This window comes from Pseudoalteromonas sp. 120-MNA-CIBAN-0494, from assembly GCF_040308885.1.
In the GTDB taxonomy this organism is placed as follows: Bacteria; Pseudomonadota; Gammaproteobacteria; order Enterobacterales; family Alteromonadaceae; genus Pseudoalteromonas; species Pseudoalteromonas nigrifaciens.
Genome location: NZ_JBEOOE010000082.1, coordinates 1 through 1,094, shown reverse-complemented (window position 1 = coordinate 1,094; position 1,094 = coordinate 1). Strand labels below are relative to the sequence as shown.

Genomic DNA, 1,094 nt, shown 5'->3' with positions numbered 1-1,094 from the left:
CTCATTCGCTTCTCTCAGTGCAATAAGATCTTTAAGAAAATTATGCACAAAGAGGGCTAAGAGACGCTGCGCTTTTAGAGGATGACACTTAAAAATCAGAAGCTGTACTTTTCACGCGGGCAAGCTCAGCGTCTATCTATAAGTTATGAGCTCTACTTAAGATCTGTTTGATCTTCTCATTTGCTTCTCTCAGTTCAATTAGGTCTTAGTGAATTATTCATATAAAGGATGAAAAGGCTCTGCGATTTAGAGGACGTGACAAATACAGAATATTTTAATTAATAACTAGGCCTAGTATTTAATGTTTTCTCATACAATTTTCTATGTTAGGTAAGCTTTGAATTGTTGTGTAAAGGATAAATTACTTTACTAAACTATAATCAGTCTAAATCAATACAAGCAGAAATAAAAAATCTAACTCTTAAAGTTACCATTGAATAAGGATAATCATGCACATTGACGAGTTAACACAAATAGTTATTGGCTGCGCTATAGAGGTACACAAAACCTTAGGCCCTGGCTTATTGGAGTCAAGCTATGAATCTTGTTTAATGTATGAGTTATGTCAGGCTGGGTTATTTATTAAAAATCAAGTTGAACTACCAATAATTTACAAGGAACAATATATTGCAACAGGCTATAAATTGGACATTTTATTACCAAATGAATTAATAATTGAACTGAAGGCCGTTGATAAACTACAACCTATTCACTCAGCGCAGTTGATTACATATATGAAGCTATCAAATATAAATACGGGCTTACTAATTAACTTTAATACACTAAAGTTGGTTGATGGTATCAAGCGCTTTAATTTATGATTTTTCAATCAACTTGATAGTTAATATTCTCTTAAGTGAAGATGCACAAAGAGGATTAAGAGGCGCTGCGCTTTTAGAGGTAGTGACAAAATAATTATTCAATTGGATTAGGGCTTTGGTTTCTCATTTACTACTCATTCCCTTCTCTCATTGCAATTAAATCTAAGTAAATCATACACAAAGAGGACTAAGAGACGCTGCGCTTTTAGAGGTAGTAACAAAATAATTAGTACTTAGGTTAGTGGCTTTGGTTTCTCATTTACTACTCATTCC

1 protein-coding gene is annotated in these 1,094 nt (G+C 33.2%); it reads left to right on the top strand.

Going from position 1 to position 1,094, the window contains the following annotated elements:
- Positions 1–449: 449 nt before the first annotated feature.
- On the top strand, positions 450–821 hold the full coding sequence (locus AAEY55_RS18060) for a GxxExxY protein (RefSeq protein WP_138570616.1): 372 nt from the start codon (positions 450–452) through the stop codon (positions 819–821).
- Positions 822–1,094: the final 273 nt, after the last annotated feature.